14 protein-coding genes are annotated in these 18,291 nt (G+C 37.1%); 2 read left to right on the forward strand and 12 right to left on the reverse strand.

What is annotated here, in order from left to right; translation table 11 throughout:
* Nucleotides 1–51: 51 nt before the first annotated feature.
* Nucleotides 52–957: a DMT family transporter gene (locus tag ACPUVN_RS10395; RefSeq protein WP_426360389.1), complete on the reverse strand. Its 906-nt coding sequence runs from the start codon at nucleotides 955–957 to the stop codon at nucleotides 52–54.
* Nucleotides 958–1,326: 369 nt separating this feature from the next.
* On the opposite strand from ACPUVN_RS10395, the gene ACPUVN_RS10400 reads away from it, so the two are divergent.
* Entirely contained in the window at nucleotides 1,327–1,782 is a 456-nt protein-coding gene (locus ACPUVN_RS10400; protein ID WP_426360388.1) for a methylglyoxal synthase, read from the forward strand.
* A gap of 137 nt (nucleotides 1,783–1,919) precedes the next feature.
* Here the strand turns inward: ACPUVN_RS10400 and ACPUVN_RS10405 are convergent, their stop codons facing one another.
* From ACPUVN_RS10405 to ACPUVN_RS10425, 5 genes are all read right to left on the reverse strand, one after another.
* Nucleotides 1,920–2,990, reverse strand: a complete 1,071-nt coding sequence (locus ACPUVN_RS10405; RefSeq protein ID WP_426360387.1) for a branched-chain amino acid aminotransferase — start codon at nucleotides 2,988–2,990, stop codon at nucleotides 1,920–1,922.
* Between the two features lie 604 nt (nucleotides 2,991–3,594).
* Nucleotides 3,595–4,038: an IS200/IS605 family transposase gene (gene tnpA, locus ACPUVN_RS10410; protein ID WP_426357338.1), complete on the reverse strand. Its 444-nt coding sequence runs from the start codon at nucleotides 4,036–4,038 to the stop codon at nucleotides 3,595–3,597.
* A gap of 212 nt (nucleotides 4,039–4,250) precedes the next feature.
* Nucleotides 4,251–4,934: a LutC/YkgG family protein gene (locus ACPUVN_RS10415; protein WP_426369042.1), complete on the reverse strand. Its 684-nt coding sequence runs from the start codon at nucleotides 4,932–4,934 to the stop codon at nucleotides 4,251–4,253.
* A gap of 3 nt (nucleotides 4,935–4,937) precedes the next feature.
* The gene (locus ACPUVN_RS10420) at nucleotides 4,938–6,362 is read right to left on the reverse strand and encodes a lactate utilization protein B (RefSeq protein WP_426360383.1); all 1,425 of its coding nucleotides are present in this window, start codon (nucleotides 6,360–6,362) and stop codon (nucleotides 4,938–4,940) included.
* On the reverse strand, nucleotides 6,352–7,176 hold the full coding sequence (locus tag ACPUVN_RS10425) for a (Fe-S)-binding protein (RefSeq protein ID WP_426369043.1): 825 nt from the start codon (nucleotides 7,174–7,176) through the stop codon (nucleotides 6,352–6,354). Before ACPUVN_RS10425 ends, ACPUVN_RS10420 begins: the two co-directional genes overlap by 11 nt.
* 278 nt (nucleotides 7,177–7,454) lie before the next feature.
* Here ACPUVN_RS10425 and ACPUVN_RS10430 point away from each other — a divergent pair, with 278 nt between their 5' ends.
* Nucleotides 7,455–8,360: a LysR family transcriptional regulator gene (locus ACPUVN_RS10430; RefSeq protein ID WP_426369044.1), complete on the forward strand. Its 906-nt coding sequence runs from the start codon at nucleotides 7,455–7,457 to the stop codon at nucleotides 8,358–8,360.
* A 269-nt stretch (nucleotides 8,361–8,629) separates the two neighbouring features.
* On the opposite strand, the gene ACPUVN_RS10435 is transcribed toward ACPUVN_RS10430, so the two are convergent.
* The 6 genes from ACPUVN_RS10435 to ACPUVN_RS10460 form a co-directional block, all read right to left on the reverse strand.
* Complete coding sequence (locus ACPUVN_RS10435; protein WP_426360380.1) at nucleotides 8,630–9,556, reverse strand: cation diffusion facilitator family transporter; 927 nt, start codon at nucleotides 9,554–9,556, stop codon at nucleotides 8,630–8,632.
* A 124-nt stretch (nucleotides 9,557–9,680) separates the two neighbouring features.
* The gene (locus tag ACPUVN_RS10440; RefSeq protein ID WP_426360379.1) at nucleotides 9,681–12,899 is read right to left on the reverse strand and encodes an efflux RND transporter permease subunit; all 3,219 of its coding nucleotides are present in this window, start codon (nucleotides 12,897–12,899) and stop codon (nucleotides 9,681–9,683) included.
* Nucleotides 12,900–12,910: 11 nt separating this feature from the next.
* Nucleotides 12,911–14,143 (reverse strand): efflux RND transporter periplasmic adaptor subunit, encoded by a 1,233-nt coding sequence (locus tag ACPUVN_RS10445; protein WP_426369045.1) that lies wholly within the window; start codon nucleotides 14,141–14,143, stop codon nucleotides 12,911–12,913.
* Between the two features lie 49 nt (nucleotides 14,144–14,192).
* Nucleotides 14,193–15,413, reverse strand: a complete 1,221-nt coding sequence (locus ACPUVN_RS10450; RefSeq protein ID WP_426369046.1) for a TolC family protein — start codon at nucleotides 15,411–15,413, stop codon at nucleotides 14,193–14,195.
* A 63-nt stretch (nucleotides 15,414–15,476) separates the two neighbouring features.
* The gene (locus ACPUVN_RS10455) at nucleotides 15,477–15,791 is read right to left on the reverse strand and encodes a hypothetical protein (RefSeq protein ID WP_426360376.1); all 315 of its coding nucleotides are present in this window, start codon (nucleotides 15,789–15,791) and stop codon (nucleotides 15,477–15,479) included.
* Between the two features lie 581 nt (nucleotides 15,792–16,372).
* Nucleotides 16,373–18,100, reverse strand: a complete 1,728-nt coding sequence (locus tag ACPUVN_RS10460; RefSeq protein WP_426369047.1) for a carboxylesterase/lipase family protein — start codon at nucleotides 18,098–18,100, stop codon at nucleotides 16,373–16,375.
* Nucleotides 18,101–18,291: the final 191 nt, after the last annotated feature.

An 18,291-nucleotide genomic window follows, 5' to 3' on the forward strand; every position in this document is an offset into this window, starting at 1 on the left:
AATAAATGCTCAAAACCAAACATAATTCCCCTATTATTACCAAAGACTAACCTAGGTTGATACAGTAACTCGCGTTCGTTTTCTGCCGCCCCATTGATATAAAGCCAAGCCAGCCATAACAAATGCAGCACCTATCATCAGGTGATTACTCACCGATTCATTATTAAGTAATGCACCAATGCATATCGCCACAACAGGCGTGATCATAGTAATAAGTGCTACAGTACTCGCGTTTAAGCGCTGTAAAATATAATAATACGCAATAAACCCAATTAATGAACCGAATATACCTAAATACAAAATGGCGAGCAATGAGCGTGTTGTCCATTCTTCTACAGGTAGTGTTCCGTCAAAAATCAGCCATACAGCAAAAAACAGTGGAATTGAGAAAGTTAACGAACCCACCGTTGAAGCAAGCGCATTAATTTTATAACCGACACTTTTAACCAATACACCACTAATACTGAAAAAGAACATGCCACCAAAAACAGCGGCTAATCCTAAATAACTGCCTGTAGATAACGTACTGCCCTGCATGAAAATTTTATCGTAACAAACAATACCTAAACCAGACACAGCTAAGAACAACGCCAGTTTCTTTGTTTTACTAAACTTAGGTTCGCCCAATATTTTTTGAGCCAAAATACCCGACATAATAGGTGCTAACCCAAAGATTAACGAGATCAAACCTGACGCTATGTAGCTTGCCGCAATATAAGTGAAGAGCATACCGCCAAAAATACCGACAGTTGAGTAGGCATAAACTTTGAAAGCTTGTCGATTTAATGGCAGTTCAATTCTGCCAATTTTTAATATCAGCCAACCTAAAACAACAGCTATTGTCATTCGCCCTAATACCGCTAATGTTGGATCTACACTTTCACTACTCCACACTATGCCTAAAGGGGTAGTTGACCAAATTAATACAACAGCAAGATATGCAGCTGGTACCGACATTATGTTTTCTCCTTGTTATGCCTAAGCAACTCTGCAAACTTTTTTAGAAAGAAAAAAGCCGCAGAATTTACGTTCTGCGGCTTTAAAATAATTAGTTACTTTATTATCAATTCACCACAGTAAATACTGCCCAACACTTAGCCAAAACGACTATGCGGTTGAGAATAGAATTTAATACTGTAATGCGGCGATTAAACATATTTTACTGAACTCGTTAAAGTGTAAGTTAAAAGATAATAAGCCCATACATAATCACTATTGTACTTAACTAAGTCAACAACTAAAAAGCTTGTTTAGGTATTTGTTTGTTTACTTTATCTCATTAATATTTAAAGATAATGGCAATAATACAGAAAACACGAGTTAACCATGTTATACAAAACGTTTACATCGCCACAAAAGAAATCTATCGCCCTTGTTGCTCACGACAATATGAAAAAAGATTTAATGAAGTGGTGTCAAAAATTCGAAACTAAACTTGCTGATCACATCTTGTATGCAACGGGTACAACAGGCACATTATTATCTAAAAACACGAGCTTAGATTTTAATACTTTAATTAGTGGTCCATTAGGCGGCGATCAACAAATTGGCGCTCTAATCACAGAACAAAAGATAGATATGCTTATTTTCTTTTGGGATCCACTTGAAGCACAACCACACGATCCTGATGTTAAAGCCTTATTAAGAATTGCAGCCGTTTGGAATATTCCCGTGGCGTGTAATCAAGCTTCAGCAGATTTCCTGATCCAATCATCTTTATTTGATACTGAATACGAGAAGAAAATTCCTGATTACGAAAGTTACCTAAACGGTAGAACTTAAACTCTATAAGTTTTGCGTTAAGTAGCAAGTAGCCTCAACGCTGATTAGCTAAAAACAAAAAACCTAAGTAATAGCGATATTACTTAGGTTTTATTTTGTCTTTTACTTTAGCTAGAGATAACTAAGCTTAATTATGTTTAGCGAGTAACTGGCTGGATCCAGTTAAACTTATCTTCACGAGTACCATATTGAATGCCCGTTAGCTCATCATATAAGCGCTTAGATACTTCACCTGTTTCATTATTGTTTACAACGAAATCTTTGTCTTTATAACAAAGTACGCCAACAGGAGAAATTACAGCAGCGGTACCACAACCAAATACTTCAGTAATTTTTCCGCTAGCAATGTCAGCTAAAATAACTTCAATGTCTAAACGCTCTTCAGCTACTTCATAGCCTAATGTAGGCGCTAGTTTTAATAATGAATCGCGAGTAATACCCGGTAATATACTGCCACTAAGCGATGGTGTAACAATGCGTTTGCCTTCATAAACAAAACAAATGTTCATAGCACCAACTTCTTCAACATAACGACCAGATATCGCGTCTAACCATAGTACTTGCGAGTAACCTTTTTTAACTACGTCTTCAGAAGCATATAAGCTTGCTGCGTAGTTACCACCCGTTTTAGCTTCGCCTACGCCGCCAACAACAGCACGACGATATTTGTCAGCAACATGTACCGCGATAGGTTGTAAACCGCCTTCAAAGTATGTGCCAGCAGGTCCACAAATAATGAAATGCTGATAGTTACTACTTGCACCTAAGCCTAGCTTAGGGCTTGTTGCGATCATTGTTGGGCGAATATAAAGTGATGCGCCATCTTTAGCTGGAACCCAAGCTTTATCTAAAGTGATTAAAGATTTAATCGCATCTAAATGTAAAGCTTCATCAACTTCAGGCATAACCATACGTTTAGCTGAACGGTTGAAGCGTTTAATATTTTCTTCAGGACGAAATAAGTTAATACCACCATCGTGAGCTCTATATGCTTTTAAACCTTCAAAAATCTCTTGGCTGTAATGAAAGACAGCAGCAGAAGGATCAAGCGATAATGAATGATAAGGACTAATTAGAGCATTATTCCAGCCTGAAGTTGCGTCATACTCTTGTGTAAACATGTGATCTGAAAACGTTGTACCAAAGGCAAAATTTTCAGGACAAGATTGACGTTGATTCTCATCAAGCGGCTGAACCGTGATAGACATTATATTTCCTCAGTTATTCATTTTTTATTAATAATATCACTTTATGCTACCTAAAATGAATATATGAATTCAAAAAGTGAGTTTTTATTCACAATAGGGATAATGATATTTGGGACATAGATTCTTTATGATTTTTGCTTAAAAATCCACAAATAATTCAATCAAATACTCAAAAAATTACATATCATACCAAACGGATTAATTTATTGCTCACTTAGCGAGAATTTAAAGGCTTAGAGGCACAGGTTCATAGTTCCAGACTGAACCTAAGCACCTACATCCATGTAGGCGAGGCATTGATTGAAGAGAATGGTTATTCTCGGTAACTGCTCCTGCGTTACCCTAATGTCCTACATCCATGTAGGAACCTTGTCAAAATCAATAACGCGGCATATGAGCCTTTAAATTCTCGCCCTTCGGGAGCTCATTAGCAAACTGATAACATCACAAAATTAAAAAAATATAGAATAACTATGTTTAATCAATTTTGCTTGTTCTAAGCTTGCTAATGTAGTTCTAAGTTACTCAATAAATTAATCCGTTTGGTATTAAATAAACAGCCTTAAATATGAAGATAAAATTCTCGGCCGCAAGCGACCGAGTTTCAAAACAAGTTCAGTTGATCGCTATTAATTTCTTTACCATCTAATTCGATTAACTGTTCTTGAACATATTTCCTGATAACTTCTTCTGTTGCGTTACCAATCGTTTCAACAAAAAAGCTTTGTGTCCATAATTTACCGCCCCAGAAATACTGCTTTTTAATTTCAGGATAAATTCTAAAAAACTCACGAGCAGTTATACTTTTAATTATTTGCATAACATCGCTTGGCGACTGTTTAGGGATCCCTCTAATAACCATATGAATATGGTCACTCGGAATTTCTAACTCTACGATATCAATATCGTAGTCATATCCTACTTTTTGAATAATTGCTTTCATTGTTGAACGATAAGGTTCAATGAAGACTTTGTGTCGATACTTTGGTATCCACACAAAGTGGTACATTAATCTAAAGACATGATGTGTATTTCTTTGAAGTTCCATATGAAGAATAGCATTTACTGGGGTCCCCCCAGTATACACTATCCAGCACGGGGGCAAGCCCCCGAGATTTACGCTTCGCTAGTTAAATCTTGAGGGAAATAAAGCTGAAATTACCATGGAATATTGTGTTTATTAGGTATTTATCTGAGGTGTTTAGTTAACGTAAGTTAGCACCTCCTCATAAGTACTAACTCACATTATTCAATCTAACGTTATTCGTCTTCAACAATAATAATATGTAAAACTTCAGGTCCGTGAGCGCCTTTCACTAACACACCTTCAATATCTGTTGTGCCACTAACGCCTGATATTAAACACATATTTCGTGGCGTTTGTTTTTTCTTAGCTATTTCATTTGCGATAAGCGCGTAGTCATCCATGTAGTGAAGTATTTTTGACTTAGGTATAACGGCAATCAAATACAACGGAAGGAAGTTAAGTAAAATAGGCATTTCAGGACTCGAATGAGCAACAAATGAGCCCGTTTCCGCAACACCATATTCAGCCCAACATAGCCCTACTGTGTTATCTTTTTCAATATCTACGTCTATCGTAATGTCTTCCCAATCCAACGTATTGAGTTGTTCAACACCTTGCACTTTAAGTTCAGGCGGTAAATCATTTACATCAAAAAACTTTTTAACAGCATTAGGTAAAGTATCAAGCGTTGAAATTTTCTCGCATGTTGTACCAATAACTAAACCTGCTTCAATTCTTAACATTAACGCTTCAGTAGCGTCTGCAGACATTAATTGAGGACGTGCAAATTCACTTTCTTTTAAAAGCTCAAGCGCTTCATCTTCAATAGTTTTCACATCGGCTGAAACCGTTGGTTTTGCAGCTTGAATAGCACTAAATATTTTTTCTCTACTCATATCGCTTATTTGTTTATTCATGATTTACGCTCCATCACTTTTCGATTTTTTCATTTTTTTATATTGATGCATAAACGTTGTTGTTTCTGGTTCAATCAAGTCTCGGTTGCGTGTCCAACCTGAGGTAAATGGCATGTATTTGATCCAACCATTACGGCTAAATATTTTCATAAAAACAAGACTGCAAGATGAGAACAGTTGAAACAGTTGAGGTCTTTTAGCTAGAACACCGAAAAATTTAACAACAAAGCGATTGGTTAAAGGTTCATACTTTTTCTCCCACGATTGTGCGCGCAGCGAGCGTAATAATTTAGGAAGAGGAATATTAACAGGACAAACATCTTCACAACGCCCGTTCATGGTACAAGCATGAGTTTGCTTGTTGGCGACTTCAAGGCTTTGTAAATGAGGCGTAAGTACCGAGCCCATAGGCCCAGGATATACAGAACCATAAGCATGTCCGCCAATATGTTTGTATACCACACAATGATTCATACAAGCTCCGCAACGAATACAGCGCAGCATTTCTTCCATGCCTTCTGCCAGCATTTTTGTTCGGCCGTTATCCACTAATACAATGTGACATTCTTCAGGTCCGTCAGCATCGTTCTTTCTTTTGGGGCCATTATGAAAAGTTATATATTGCGTTATATCTGCACCCGTAGCTGAGCGCGTTAATAAACGTAATAAAGGAATAGCATGTGCCATTGATGGTACGAGCTTTTCAATACCGGCAGTAACTATATGTACTTTAGGTGGCGTGATTGTAAGTTCAGCATTACCTTCGTTAGTTACCGTACAGGTTGAGCCACTGTCGGCAAGTAAGAAGTTAGAGCCACTAATACCAATATCAGATGTTAAAAACTTAGTACGTAAATCTCGTCGTGCACTTCTTACCAAATCGGTAATTTCTTCAGAGTAAGTTGGGTCGGTATGAAACTCTCTAAAAAGCTTAACAACGTCTTCCCTACTTCTGTGCATAGCAGGCCAAATAATATGAGATGGCGGATCGCCTGCAAGTTGAATGATATGTTCGGCAAGATCGGTTTCAATTCGCTCCATGTCTGAATTATCAAAAGCATGGGTTAAGCCAATTTCTTCACCCAACATTGATTTACTGCGAGTCACTTTTTTTGCTTTATGCTCGCGGCATATATCTAAAACTATTTTTGAAGCTTCTTCAGCAGTACTCGCCCAATGAACAATAGTACCTTGAGCTTTGGCATTTTTTTCAAATTCAGCTAAATAATGATCCATATACTTAATGGTATGGTCTTTAACTTTTTGTCCCTGCGTTCTCGCCTTTTCAAACTCAGGAAAATTTGCAATGGCATCGGTACGTTTTGCTTCTGCTTTGTCTGTTGTGCGTCTGATGATCATTTTCAAATCAGGTTGCGCTAAAGCCTCAGTAACATTTTGAGTGAAGTTTTCAGGTTTATTAGCTTGCATCGTTAGCTCCTAAAATCTTTGGCGCTAAACCAGCCAAAACTTCAGCCGTATGCAATGCTGTTATTTTTTTGTTGCCTTCTCTGTTGAGTTTACCGGCTATGTTCATTAAACAGCCCATATCGCCACCAAGAAGATAATCCGCATCAGCAGCAACAACATTTTCTACTTTTTCACTCACAATAGCATTTGAGATGTCTGAGTATTTAACACAAAATGTTCCGCCAAAACCACAACATTCAGAATGACCATTTAATGGTTTATGTTTCAAACCTTTAACAGTTGAAAGCATTTTTCTTGGCTGCTCGTAAACATTAAGAGATCGGTAACCAGAGCAGCTATCGTGATAAGTAAAAGTACCATCAAGTTCAACACCATCAGGTTGGAATTTACATACATCAACTAAAAATGAGAGTAGTTCATGGGTTCTATCTGCCAAGTGTTGAGCTCTAGCTTGCCAACCGGGCTGATCTTTAAATACTTCTATAAAGTTCTTTTTGATCATTGATGCACATGAACCCGAAGGTAAAACAACATAATCAAATTCTTCAAACTGCTCAATAATTTGATAAGCAATTTGACGTGTTCCTTCATCATCACCTGAATTGAATGCGGGTTGTCCACAACACGACTGAGAGGTAGGTACTTCAACAGTACACCCTGCCTGCTCAAGCAGAGTAATAGAAGCAAAGCCAACTGAAGGACGCATTGTATTTACCAAGCAGGTAACAAATAGCCCGACTCTTTTCTCTGAAATATTTAAACATTCAATCGTATTGGATTGATTCGCGTCAGTATAATTATTTTTTTCAGACATTTACTCGCCCTTATTCTACGAAGGTGATTTGGATATAAATCACATATCCATACTTAATCTATTTACTAAGAAATAAACATAATCGGTGTTGTAGCCTTATATGATTTATAAAGGCGTATTGTCGAAAGTATAGTAGCATTCGAAAATATAGGGATAAGGTAACTATTTGAACATCCCTCATATTATCTACGATATAAGCAATATACTCTTTTGATATTTAGGTGTATATTCGCAATAGAAGAACAAACTATTTCCATTTTAAGCATAATGAGTTGTATATGAACGGTGCGTCTGAGTTAGCTATTTTTGCTGTAGTAGTAGAAGAGAAGTCTTTCAGTCTGGCAGCTCAAAAAACAGGTTTATCCAAAACCGTTGTTAGTAAAAAAATATCGGCACTAGAAAAACAATTAAATACACAGTTACTTTATAGAACCACAAGAAAACTTAGTCTTACTGACGCAGGTAAATTACTTTATAAACATGCAAAAGGTATTAACCAGCAAGCAAATGATGCTTTTACCGCGGTTAACGAGTTATCTAAAGAAGTTTCTGGTCATATTACAATGTCTGTACCGACCATTTCAGGTGAGCTCTTACTGGCAGAGTTAGTATCAAGTTTTTGCAAAACCTACCCAAAAATCACCATTGAATTAAGACTTGAAAATAAGCTAGTTGATTTAGTTGAAGATGTTATTGATTTAGCTATTAGAACAGCTGTACTAGAGGATTCTTCCCTTATAGCTGTGCATTTATTGGGGTCTAAGTGGGTTGTATGTGCATCACCCGAGTACTTAAAATCGAATGAAGCATTAAATACAATTGAAGATCTGAAACGCCATAACTGTCTTTGCTACGATCTACAAGCAAACGGTAGTAATGAGTGGCGCTTTGATGACAATGGCGAGCAAAAATCAATATTAGTAAAAGGTAGTCTGTCTTCAAATAATGCTTATTCGTTAAAAAAAGCGGCGTTAAACGATATTGGTATTATTTATGTACCTAAATGTAGTGTTTACGAAGAATTAGAAGCGGGTTTACTTGTTAATGTACTACATGATTATAAAGCGCGTTCGTTAGGCGTTTTTGCTGTTTATCCATATACACGATATAAACCAGAAAAAATAACATTATTGATTGATCATATTAAGCAAGGGTATCTAGCTCTCGCTCATTATTTTGAATAATAAAACGAATAATGTAAAGCCTTTATCGTATAGTTTTATATAAGGTATTTGAAAAGCTAAAACCATACTGTAGATGTCATTCGTTTCATTACAAATTATTGCTGATTCAGTGATAAATAAAATCCAATAGAATATTTGTTTTCTCTCACCACTCCTTTCTCGATTGTCGATGCAGCTAATATTGCATCGACAATCAATTTCTAATCTTAGTTACTGTTATTTTAGTACTTCCTTTACGGCGAAAAATTAGCTATCTCATTTCAAAGTATTTATTTTCTATTTTGAATATCATAACAGTTATTTTCATAAGCATGATTAGGACTATTTTCTATTGTGGAATGGTGTATGCCATATTTTTCTTTAAGAAGATCTTTAATAGGATTGAGGTCGTACACTGAGTTTGATGGTGTAAACGCTAAGCTTGTTTCAAGGAATATTTCTTTATCATCAAGCTGCCATACATGCAGGTGCCACACTTTTGTAACCACGTCTAAACTTTCAAGTTCTGCACTTAGTTTATCAATATCGATATTTTCAGGTACGGCTTGCATCAAAATAATCATGGTTTCTTTAGCCAAACTATATCCGTGATAAATCACATAGAATGAGATAGCAATCGTTGCGAGTAAATCGACTATATACCACTGATATAAAATAATAAGGCTACCTGCAATAATCACAACAACGGACGCTAATGCATCTGACATGTTATGAATAAATACGGCTTTTAAATTTAAATTATCTTTAGCGCCAGATTTATAGGTAAGCCATGCGGTTACAGCATCAATGATGAGTGCGATTGATGCAATCCAAACGACTATCCAACCATCTACAGGTTGTGGATTGAAAAATTTACTTATCGCTTCGTATATAAGATACAAGCCAACAATAATAAGCGTTGTGCTATTTATTAATGCACCTAATATTTCAGCTCTTTTAAAACCAAACGTCATTTTACTGTTAGCTGGTTTTCTGGCAATTTTTCTTGCAAATATGGCAATTAAAATTGCTCCAGCATCACTCAAGTTATGTAATGCATCAGCGATAAGAGAGAGGCTACCTGATAAAATACCACCAATGATTTGAACAATAGTTAATAAGATATTAATAAATACGGCTAAATTTAATTTGCCATCATGTTGATGAGCATGGCTGTGCCCGTGGCTATGGCTATGATGATTGTGACTATTTGACATACTTTGTACCTATTAAGCTTGTTTGATACAGGAATAATCCACATCACAACTTGCAATGAAGAATGTGCAATGTGCAATGTGGATTAAATATTTAATGAGTTAGCTACTTAATTCTATCAATAAATTAGGCACTTAACTCTTTAATCTTCTCTTTTGAAAACCTGCTATATAAAACAGGTAGAACAAAAAGCGTTAGCAAGGTTGCTGTTACTAAACCTCCAACAATTACAGTTGCTAACGGTCTTTGTATTTCAGCTCCCACACCATTTGACATTAACATGGGGATTAACCCTAATGCTGATGTGATGGCTGTCATTAGCACAGGTCTTAAGCGTGAAGTAGCGCCTTCGAATACAGCCTTCGAACTATCTATTCCATCGGCTATTAGTTTATTAATACTTTCAACCATAACCACGCCATTTAATACAGCAACACCAAATAAGGTAATAAAGCCCACAGCGCTAGGTACTGATAAATATTGGCCTGAAATATACAGAGCGAAAACGCCGCCGATAACGGCCAATGGTACATTCACTAAAATAAGCAGTGCTTGTCCAACCGAGCCAAAAGCAAAATAAAGTAATAACGCTATTAACACCAAAGATAGAGGCACAACAACGGAAAGCTTTTTCTGTGCTCGTTCTTGGTTTTCATACTGACCACCTATCGAGATTGAATATCCTGCTGGCAAGTCAACTTTTTCCTCTACCATAGCTTTAATGTCTGTAACCACACTACCCATATCACGACCTTGTACATTGGCTTGAATAACCACTCGTCGCTGCACATCATCTCGTCTAACTTGAGGTGGTCCTGACTCATAGGTGACTGATGCAACATCGCCTAAACGCACCCAAGTGCCGCTAGGAGATTTTAGTCTAATATCAGCAATAGCATCTTTGCTTTTACGATATTCCTCTTCAATTCGAACATAAATATCGTATCGCTCATTACCATTAATAATTTGACCTGCAGCAACGCCACCAATTCCATCTTTAACCACATCCATTACATCACCAACGGCTAAACCGAAACGTGATAGTTGCTGTCTGTCAGGCGATATAACCAGTTGAGCTTCACCTACAATTTGCTCTAATGCAACATCTCGAGCACCTTCTATGGTTTTAATAACACGCTCAATTTCTTGACCTTTTTGTGCTAATACATCTAATTCAGGACCAAAGAGTTTTATTGCAAGCTGTGCTTTAACACCCGATAGTAATTCATCAACCCGTGTTGCGATTGGCTGTGAAAAGTTTAAGAGTAATCCAGGATAATCTTCCAAGCTACGTTCCATCAAATCTTGAAGTTCATAGCGATTTGAAGCGCTCGTCCACTCAGAAACTGGCTTTAGTCCGATATATATTTCTATATTGTTTACAGGTTCTGGATCGCCTCCTATTTCTGCACGTCCTATACGACTTAACGCGTAAGTGACTTCAGGAAACGCCATTAACTTTTCTTCAAGAATAGGAGATACGCTAAGTGCTGTTTCTAAACTTGCCGATGGAGCTAATGTTGCTCTTAAATTGATAGTGCCCTCCTCTAGTTCTGGCACAAATTCTGTACCTATTTGAGGAATAGTGATCAGCGCTGAAATAAGTAAAACAACGGATGCTACCACTACAATCTTAGTATTATTTAAAGCGACTTTTAAGCCTTTTCGATAAAGCTTATCAAGTGGTTTAAGTACAAAGCTTTCTCTTTCTTTAACGCCTTTTTTAAACATAAAGGTAGCTAATGCAGGAACAACAAACAATGCAACCGCGATAGCAGAAACTACAGCTAAAATAATGCTTATCGCCATCGGCTGAAATAACTTAGCTTCAACACCTTCAAAACTAAAAAGTGGAGTGAAAACTACAAGTATTATCGCTGCAGCAAAAAATATAGGTCTTGCGACTTCTTTTCCTGCGTCTTTTAAACGTAGCTCTATACTATGGTTGTTGCATTCAATTGGCTGATGCTTTTCATCGGTTGTTGAGCTTTGTTTTTCAGAATGATTAAGTTTTTGAGCCTGTTCAACATCGGTAAGATCAGGTTTATTAAGATGCTTAAACATATTTTCAACCATGACGACAGAGCCATCTACTAACATGCCTATAGCAACGGCTATACCACCGAGTGACATTAAGTTTGCTGAAATGCCCCACCACGCCATGATCATTAATGCGATCCCGATTGAGATAGGTATCGAGATAAGTACAAGCAGCGTTGCGCGTATATTCATTAAAAATAACGCCAGTACAATCGCGATAAATATAAAAGCCAATGCTAACGCTTCAACTACTGTATTTACAGCTTGCTCAATTAAATCAGCTTGGTCGTAAAAGGCTTCAAAACGTACACCATCAGGCAATGCTTGACGGATCAATGCTATTCTTTCGTTAACGCCATCAATCGTCGCTTTTGTATTGGATCCCATGCGTTTTAGTACAATGCCTGAAACTACTTCACCTAGCTTTTCTATATCGCCGTGTTCATCTCGACGAGTCATAGTGGCTGCGCCTTGACGGATCTCACTGCCCATAACAATCTTAGCGACGTCTGAAACCATAACGACTGTGCCACCAACGGTTTTAACGGGTACTTGTGAAATATCCTTAATACCTTCATCACCGCTTTTAAACCAACCAGTTCCTCGAATAACGAGTTGTTCTTGACCTCGATTCATATACCAGCCACCAACATTAGCGTTGTTAACATCTAATGCATGCACAACATCGTCTTGGGTTAGTTCATAAGACAATAACTTAGAAGGGTCTACATTGACTTGATATTGCTTAACATTTCCACCAAACGATAAAACATCGGTTACGCCGTCAACAGGCATAATTAATAATTTAACAATCCAGTCGTTCAAGCTTCTTAAGGTCGTAGAATCATAACCAGAGTATTTATCGGCAATAAGAAGATACTGATAAATTTGTCCTAAACCTGATGTATTTGGTCCCATTTCAGGTGTTCCTACGCCATCAGGAATAAACTCTTTAGCCGCTTGTAATCGTTCAAAAACAAGCTGTCGAGCAAAATAGATATCTGTGCCTTCTTTAAAAACGACGGTTACACCAGACAAGCCCGTTTTAGAAATAGACCTCACTTGTTCTACATCAGGCAAAGCGTACATTACTGCTTCGATAGGATAGGTAATAAGTTGTTCAACTTCTTCGGCAGCAAGTCCTGGAGCTTCAGTGTTTACAGCGACTTGAATATTGGTTACATCAGGAAATGCATCAAGATTCAACTTAGGAATAACCATTATCGAAGCCACTATGGTAGCGATCAACGCGATAACAATCAGCAGCCTATTATTAATAGACCAGTCTATAATTTTATTAAACATAGTCGATCTCCTTAGTGGTTATGCGGATCAAATCCGCCTTTGGCTATTTCAGAAGCAACAAAGAATGCGCCCTGTGTGACAACGCGGCTGCCACTTTCTAATCCACTAATTTCTCTTAAATCACCTAAAGCTCGACCTAAATTAACTTCAACAGCCGCAAACTCACCAGGATGATCTTCTACAAAAACAATCCAATCTCCGTCAGCACTTCTCATCAGCGCTTCTTCAGGAACAGCCAGCACTTTATTTTGAGTTTCAAATTGGAAGTTAATTTTTACAAACATGCCTGAATGTAAACTGTCTTCTTGATTCTTCACTGATAATCTGATTATTCTGGTTCGCGTAATAGGGTCAATAGTGTGAGCTTCTTGAATAACTTTAGCTTTGTAGTTATGACCTGCAAACTGCACGATTGCAGGTGAATTAATGGATAATTCAAACTTTTTATTTGGAGATACTTTAGCTTCTACCCAAAGGTCATCTTCATCGGCTAATAGCATCACTAAGTCACCTGCTGCCACTCGTTGCCCCTGATAAAAATCATCTTGCAGTACTACACCAGAGCCGTGCGCCGTAAGGCTGTATTGTCCAAATAACGTGGTCGGCATGTTAAAAATATCTTTAATCGCCTCTTCAGTTAAGCCGAATGCGATAAGCTTGCCATAAGCCGCATTGAATGTGGTTTCAGAAAGCACTAAACGACTCTCACTAACCGTTTGCTTACCTAATTTTTTTATACGTTGCCATTCTGTTGAAGCAATTAAGTAATCGGCCTGCGCTTGAGCCATAGATTCACTAAAAAGTGTGACCAGCTTTTGTCCTTTTTCAACATGCTCTCCTAAAATTGCATGCCTATTAATAATGACTGACTCTGTACGTGGAGACACCATAAAGCTTTTATAACCGTTAGCTTTAATTTCACCTGGGGCGTATATCGAACTGTATTGAATTTTTGGCGTGATAGCTTTTACTTTGATATTTGCCAACGCCATTTTTTGTGGACTAAGTGTTATAACACCTTCGTTATGCTCGCTAGGTGCTTTAGCTAATAACGCTTCAGACTCTTCGTTATGCTCATGGCTATCATGATCATCAGCTACTTTATTTGAAACATCATGACTACTATGTAGCTCGGTTTTTTGCTTTTCAATATTCGATTTAGACCCATTAGCTTGACTATAAAAGCCAAGAACTAAACCACTTATCACTATTGTTGATACAAGTTTGTTTTTTAATATTTTCATAATAATTACCAATATATTTATTTAAAGTATGTTTTTATAAAACTGATCTTTAAATTTTTAATTTAGAAAGTTGACCAATACTTAGAAGAAAGTCTATTTCGCTCAGCTTAAAGAGGGTTTCTAATTGAATGCCTGAATACAAACCTTCAGCTCTTTGATTTAATGCAATTAAGTAATTAGGCGTACTTATGTCTCCAGCATCCCAGCTTATTTTCAGTAGCTTGGCACTACTTCGCGCGCGACCAGACATAAGTGATTGCCACTTTTCAAAATATTTTTTATTTGTAATAACGGATTCAAAGTTTGCTTTAACCTTGAACGTCTGTGTTCTATGAATGGATTGGTAACTCGCTTCAGCTGCATTTGATTCGGTGTATGCCGCCTTAATATCGTCTGAATAATTATTTCTAATGTTCAACGGTATTGAGAGCGTAATACCTATTGTATTTTCCTCGGTGTTTTTTCCCGCGTTAATACTTATGGTGGGATCTATATTAGATTTGGCAGAGGTAAGCTGTGCTTGTTTCTGTTTAATTTTCCACTGAGTTTTAGCTACTTCTATGTTTGGATGATTATCAATCCATTCTGGATTTACGAGATAACTATCAACACCTAGCCCTTCTTCAGGAAGCATAAACTTTTCAGCAGTCCAGTTAGGTAAAAGCTCTTGAACTTTTATTTCTGCGCTTTTAAGTTTTAATTGATAGTCAGCTATATTTGACAAGGTTTGAGATAAACTTAGATAAGTAAGTTCGACATCAAGCTGCCCTAAAATACCTGCGCTCTTTTTCTCATCAACAATACTTAATAAAGTTTCAAGCTGATTTTCTTGTTCTAAAGCGATGAAAGACGATTGTTTAGCCGCATTCCATTCAATTAATGCAGACAAGGCATGCGCTTTTTTTGTTTCAATAACGCGCTTTAATCGCTGTTGATTAACAAAGTGATCCATTTGCGCGATACTTTGATTAATAGAGCGCTTATCTCCCATATCAAGAGTTTGGCTCAAGCCGAAAGAGTAATTATTGTAGTCACCCTCACGCTCATAACTTGATTCAAAATTGGGATTATAAATGGCTTGAGATGCGCTATTTACTTTATGGGTTGAAGCCTTTAATAGCGCTTGCGCTTCGATAACTTCAGGACTATTAATAATTTGTGAATCTAGCCAAGTTTCTGATGATACTTTATCGTTGGCGACAGTTAAGTTGGGATACACAATGATCCCTAAACACAGGATAAAACCTGCATAATTTTTCAATATATACATAAAATCTCTTAATTTAATAAATTAAACAATTAGCCACTTAAGGCTGATGAACATTTAAATAAATTAAGCTATTGGAGGTCTAAAAGAGGTTTCAAAAATGTCTTGATGTATAACCGTTAAATACTGAAATACATGAGAGAAAGAGAATATTGGCTGAGTTGAATTGTTTTTAATAGTCATCCATGATAAATGTGAGCCATTACAGTGGTTACAATGGTGGCAGTCTGAAATGTCGTGTTCTTCGTTAGAATCAGACTTTTGCAATAATTGCGCGTCGTCAACATGATGATGTTCAGTTTGAATATGCTCAATATCAATTTGGTGATTTTCAATAGGCGCAGCGATAGAGACGAACGATTGTAAAACAACCGAAATCACTATTATTACGCTTACAACAAATCTATTTATCAATGTAAATCACCACATCTATTATCGAAAAAATACTAGGGTCAGTTGATCTTTCGAGATTATTTTTACAGCAAGGTGTTTGATATTTAGACAAGACGGAGTCTGTGACGTGTAGCTAGCTACTCGAACAGACGATAACGCCCTGTCTATCCAAAGTTAGGAATTTCAAACACATACTGCCCTTTGGGTTCATTTAAAATGAATTTACTCATTGCTGCCTACATGGATATAGGTACTTGGGTTATGTTGGAACGTATAACCCGTGTTCGCTTTTTTAATACGACTGCATGGATGCAGAAGATAGGGCGACTCAGGAGACAAAGCCGAGAATAACTATTAGACAAAGCTCACATCTCGATTAAATCTGTTTTAAATTGAATAAAATTCAACCCTGAAAGATCAACAGATCCTAACATAATTTGAAAGTGCTCCCCTAATGAAATCGAGATATTTCAAGTAAGTAAATATATCTATTTAAAAAGTCGCTTTAAATTATTGTGTAAGTCTTTTTCTATTACAGAGCTAAAAGCATAAACAAACTCGTTGAATCACTATAAAGTTAGCTCTAGCTCATTCAAACGCTCAAATAATGGGTCTTTTTTAGCTTCAGCACCCATAGTGTTAAATTCGATAACTTGTTCGTTCTTTTGGTCGTAGGTTGTCCACACTGGCTGATTTATAACTGCAGGGGTTCCTGATTTAGCAAAATCAACCCAGTAGTTATGCATAAAATCTGCAACCTTTTGATCTGCTTGTGTGAAGTTATCGCCATATTGCTGAATGCCAGTGTTAAATACATAAGGAATTTCAGTGGCATGGTATGCGCCTTTAACTTTACCTACCAAATGTGTAGGTACGTAGTTAAATCGGTATAACCATACAGGTTGTGAGTTTGCAGCAAGTTTACGTGCAACATAACGCGAGGGTTCAACGAAAGCGGTGTCGCCATGTATCATAGATCCTAAAAGCGCTAAGTCTATGTCTCTTGTATTCTTATTACCTCTAAGCAGATGTGGCTGATAAGCACTCATGAATTGTTTACGACGCTCGCCTGCTTTCTCTAATGTTCTAGCAGCAATACCTTTAGCGGCCTGTGGTGCGAAATCGTCTAAAAATCCCCACTCAAGTTCGTTAGCGCCAACAATATGCGGTATTTTCATTTGATGACCTTTGCTAAAGCCGTCTTCATCACTTTCAACAACTAGCTTACCGTCAATCATAGGTCCGCTGTAGGTCATCACGTTATTCATACTGCTCAAATTCAATCCGCTAACCACTTTGTCAGCAGGTAAAAGTCGAAGTTGCTTTAAGGCTTGTTGATCTGAACCTTCAACACCTACACTTTTAGCAAAAGCGATTCCGTAGTCTTCTGCGTATTGTTCTTGATCGTTAATTTGGGTGAGCTTATTCAATACTTTTTTATTTAAATATAAATCAGGGCTAACTTTAGAGCTTCGTCCACCAGCTGATTGAGCAATAGCTTTATGAAATAATCCTTTAGATTGAGGAGAAAGCATTAAGGCATTCACTGAACGTCCACCTGCCGATTCACCAAAGAGTGTGACATTGTTTGCGTCGCCACCAAAGCTTGAAATATTACGTTGTATCCATTTCAATGCAGCAATTTGATCCATAAAGGCATAATTACCTAAAGCATTAGTACCTACGGTATTAGCATCACGTTCAGCACTAAGGGCAGGATGTGCAAAAAAACCAAAGCGTCCTAATCGATAATTAAAACTGATAAGAATAACGCCTGATTCTGCAAATGCTTTACCACTGTAAATATCAGGTGACGAGCCGCCGTTAACAAAGCCTCCTCCATGTATCCAAACCATTACAGGAAGTTTTTTACCTTCCGCTTTTTTAGGCTTCCATACATTTATAAATAAACAGTCTTCACTTACAGATCCCGTTAATGGAGCAGCATCACCTGGAAATGGTAATTGCATACAGTCAGCACCAAACTTAGATGTATTTTTTATGCCTTTCCATTTTTTATAAGGTTTAGGCGCTGCCCAACGTAATGCTTTAACAGGAGCTTCTGCGTAAGGTATACCTAAAAACTCAACATGGTCTGCAGACTCAACACCTTTGATGGTACCTGTTTCAATTTCGACTATGTTGAGTTGTTCAGAAACAATCACATTTGCTTTAATTTGGGTCGTTGCTATATCTGTTTTTAAAGGCTCTTGTTTAATATTGCTTGTACAAGATTGCATGATTAAAGCAGTTATCGATATAAGTATTGAGATACGAAAAGTAGAGTGGATTTTCATTCCATGGGGTCCTGTAGAGACTTAAAGAAAAGTTAAAAATGGATACAGTGAGAGGAGGATAACAAAATTGAGATAAAGATGCCTTAACCTCCCTCTAAAATAAATTTAAGATCAAATCAGAGGGATAAAAAGGCTTTGGTTAAGATAGGGTCTGTTGATCTTTCAGGGTTAAATTTTATTCAATTTAAAAC

It is taken from the genome of Pseudocolwellia antarctica (genome assembly GCF_049933045.1).
GTDB lineage: Bacteria > Pseudomonadota > Gammaproteobacteria > Enterobacterales > Alteromonadaceae > Pseudocolwellia.